This is a genomic window from Marinospirillum sp., from assembly GCF_014859565.1.
Map to the genome: position 1 here is coordinate 1 of NZ_JACUUA010000297.1, position 3,416 is coordinate 3,416.

At 47.0% G+C, this 3,416-nt stretch carries 4 protein-coding genes and 1 pseudogene; all 5 read left to right on the forward strand.

The window, feature by feature from the left end; genetic code table 11:
* A pseudogene (locus IBX50_RS18600) lies at positions 1-275 on the forward strand (DUF4236 domain-containing protein); the annotation flags it as partial.
* A 228-nt stretch (positions 276-503) separates the two neighbouring features.
* Positions 504-986: a hypothetical protein gene (locus IBX50_RS18605; RefSeq protein ID WP_292257896.1), complete on the forward strand. Its 483-nt coding sequence runs from the start codon at positions 504-506 to the stop codon at positions 984-986.
* Between the two features lie 104 nt (positions 987-1,090).
* A complete protein-coding gene (locus IBX50_RS18610; RefSeq protein WP_292257897.1) occupies positions 1,091-1,915 on the forward strand; it encodes a hypothetical protein in 825 nt (274 codons plus the stop codon).
* Positions 1,916-1,934: 19 nt separating this feature from the next.
* The gene (locus IBX50_RS18615) at positions 1,935-2,486 is read left to right on the forward strand and encodes a hypothetical protein (protein ID WP_292257898.1); all 552 of its coding nucleotides are present in this window, start codon (positions 1,935-1,937) and stop codon (positions 2,484-2,486) included.
* 47 nt (positions 2,487-2,533) lie between these two features.
* The coding region (locus IBX50_RS18620; RefSeq protein WP_292257899.1) for a DEAD/DEAH box helicase at positions 2,534-3,416 on the forward strand (883 nt) is incomplete at its 3' end.

The following is a 3,416-nucleotide window of genomic DNA, read 5'->3' on the forward strand; positions in this document are numbered from 1 at the left end:
TGCATGGCGTGCTGCTGCGGGTTATCGGGACTGCTTTTGCCACATTACCCAGCATTCAGCAGTTGATCATCTCCGGCTACAGTCAGCGCCTGAACCCGGCCACCGGACATGAAGAAGATGACTACCTGCTATCCGCCCGTGTGGCCCGTTCAGACTTTGAAAAAATCAACTTCGACAACCTGGAAGAAGTGGACCCTATCTTTGCCCTGGATGCATTTGAGTTGGTTAGGGACATGAGTGGGCGGTATGCTTTTGAACCGATTCAGCCTCTATAAGGTTAAACAAGATAAGGGTGAATAATGCTCAAGTCAGGTGCGGTCTTGCCCTTGTCATTCGCTAGTAGTTATCGTCTACTGCCCTGAGTATCAGGGTGAGATAGTGATTATCCTACAGAGGACTTCCACCTCATCAGTTCATTCCCATGCTGGGCGTACACAAGTAAAGGCAGCAGCGGACACTTAACGCGCAGCTGCTTTAATCATTAAAAATACCAAGGAGACAGCATGCAAGAAGTATATGAAAGAGTTTTCGTAACGGATGCGACCTCCTGCTTGTCTGGATCTGATGGCGTAGCAGTCGTTCACGCATGCAAAAGCCCATGCCACCAGCGGGCTGTTGGATACACAGGTAAGCTTCCTAATTCTCATCCAAACTACTTGGTTTTGGAGCAAGGTTCAGATCTGTATCTCAACATAATTGATCCACCGGCTCCTTTGTTTATGCCAGAACTGTTCTCTAGCTTTTTGGATTTCGCTCAGAAGCACTGGGATGACGGAAAAAAGTTAGTTATTCACTGCAACCAAGGTGAGTCTCGCGCCCCATCACTTGCCTTATTGTTCCTTGCCAGGGCTCTTACCGTTATCGATGACAGTTCATATAGCACCGCGCGTGATGAGTTTCAAAAGCTCTATCCCCGGTATCAGCCTGGTAAAGGGATTCAAACCTATTTCACTCAGAATTGGGCTAAGCTTGGTCAGCATTTTTAAAAAGGTGCAGCAGTTCGCGGTCGATGGCCACCGCTCCTTCCTGGACGGGTCGCAGCTGTTGTAAAAGCTAACAGCTACAGGCGTTATATGTAAGGGGTGCTTAGATGGCTCGGTTGAGTCCGAAAACTGAAACTGTCCGTGCGCTGTTTGCTCGCTCTGGTAACCAGTGTGCTTTTCCTGGGTGCACACAGCCACTCATTAATGATCGAAATCAGTTCATCGGCCAGATATGCCACATTGAAGCTGCACTGCCTGGCGGTGAACGCTACAACCACACACAAAGCGATGAAGATCGCCGCGCGTACGAGAATCTCTTGCTTTTATGTTATCCGCACCATGTAGAGACCAATGATACAGATGAATATTCGGTCGATAGGTTACATCAACTCAAACGAGACCATGAAGCAGTCTTCGAAAAGTCGAGCTTTAAGATCGATGAGACAGCACTCTACAAAATAATTTACGAGATGGATCAGTATTGGGTAGAGATTGAGAGGCTTAACACTATTGAGCATGCGATGGTGGAGTTAGCTTTTTCCATAGACGCTAAGAGCAGCTATCTTCGCCTCGTAAAGGCTTGTGAGGAAAATATTGCGCATCTATCGAGCATTCATGACACTCTTAGGAACTCAGATGATGCACTCCAGAAAGATTTTGAGCGCTTGCTTCAGCGTAAAGGTATTGACCCCCAGATATTCCATGACATCCCGTACTACGAGAGCCCATTCCAAAATAGAAACTGGGAGCTCCATAGCCTCGGCATACCCAACTGCATGCAGCAACTGCGCATTCACCTGATGCACATGGAAATCAAGTACCTTGAAGAGTACCTAAAGACGAACAACAAGGATGCGACGGCGCAAGCGCGACTAAAAGTAATCAAAAAACAGTTTGCTGAGCTTGCTCAGCATGCAATCTTCGTGGATTAAATGGAGTAATTGGCAAATCATGGAAATAATTATCAACCCTTTTGGTGACCCCTCACTGCATGAAGTAGAGCGCGAGAAAGCAGAGGTTGATAGCCTCCATAGCAAAATCGAGAGCTATCCAGGTGGGGACATTCCTGTAGAGGTCACTACAAAAAATATTGGTAAAGGAGCTGATTGGCTCGTTGTCTCCGTGATTATTCTGTCTAGTGCAACCAGTCTATTTTTTGCCATCCCCGCAGCCCATAAGAAAGTCAGAGAAACACTGGAAGAATGGGACAGGATCTTCAAAGAGTTCAAAAGCCTGCTTGACTGGCTCTCTATTAAAAAGCCAGTCATGATGCCCGATCAGTACCTGTTTTTAGTGGCCTTATCAAGGCTAGATGAAGAGCTCGACGCATCGGAGCTGGTTTACTTGGGAGCCAATATCATCCCAACAGACAATCCCAGCCACCAAGGGCTAGAGGACATGGTGTTTAACTTTCATAATGAAAACCTTGTTGAGAGCGTTGCTGTGTCCAGATCAGGCAATATCCTTTGGCACCACAGTGTCCAGCTGCCTGACGATGCATGAATTCACGAAGGCTTTTCTATACAAAGCCAAAAATCAAGGAACATTAAATGAAAATCACGGATTATCACGCAAAGTATTTTGCTTATGAGTTAACCCGGCAAAGGCGTGGTAATGATGTGGGGCGTATCAGCCAGTCTCTGTTCGATGCCTCTGTAGACTTGAACCCCCATCAGATTGATGCTGCTCTTTTCGCTTTGGGCAACCCGCTGGTTAAAGGGGTTATCTTGGCTGATGAGGTTGGCCTGGGTAAAACCATTGAGGCAGCTCTGGTGCTCTCTCAATACTGGGCTGAGCGTCGCCGTCGCTTGATTGTGGTTTGCCCAGCTGCCTTAAGAAAGCAGTGGGCTAATGAGTTAGCCCAGAAGTTTCATTTGCCTTCTCAAGTGCTGGATGCTCGAACCTGGAGAGAACACCGCAAGCAAGGTGTTACTGATCCTTTTGATCAAGCTACCGTCACTGTTGTTTCCTATAACTTTGCGGCTCGAATGGCCGATAAGCTAAGGCTTATTCCCTGGGATCTTGTTGTTTTTGACGAGGCCCATAAACTAAGAAATGCCCACCGCGAAAGCCATAGAACAGGACAAGCCATTAAGCAGGCTTTCGGACCCTGTAACAAACTGCTATTAACAGCGACCCCTTTGCAAAACTCATTGATGGAGCTCTACGGCTTATCAACGGTGATTGATACCCAGCTGTTTGGTGATGCTCAAAGTTTCAGGCGTCAGTATCTGAAAGGAGGTGAAGATATTGAAGGGCTGAAAGAGCGCACTAAAGAATTTGTGAAAAGAACGCTCAGAAAAGATGTTCTTGAGTACATCCGCTATACCCAGCGTAAAGCTCTAACCGTTCCCTTCGTGCCTTCAGAAGATGAACATCGCCTGTATTACCTTGTTTCAGGATACCTGCAGCGTGAAGATAGCTACGGAATAC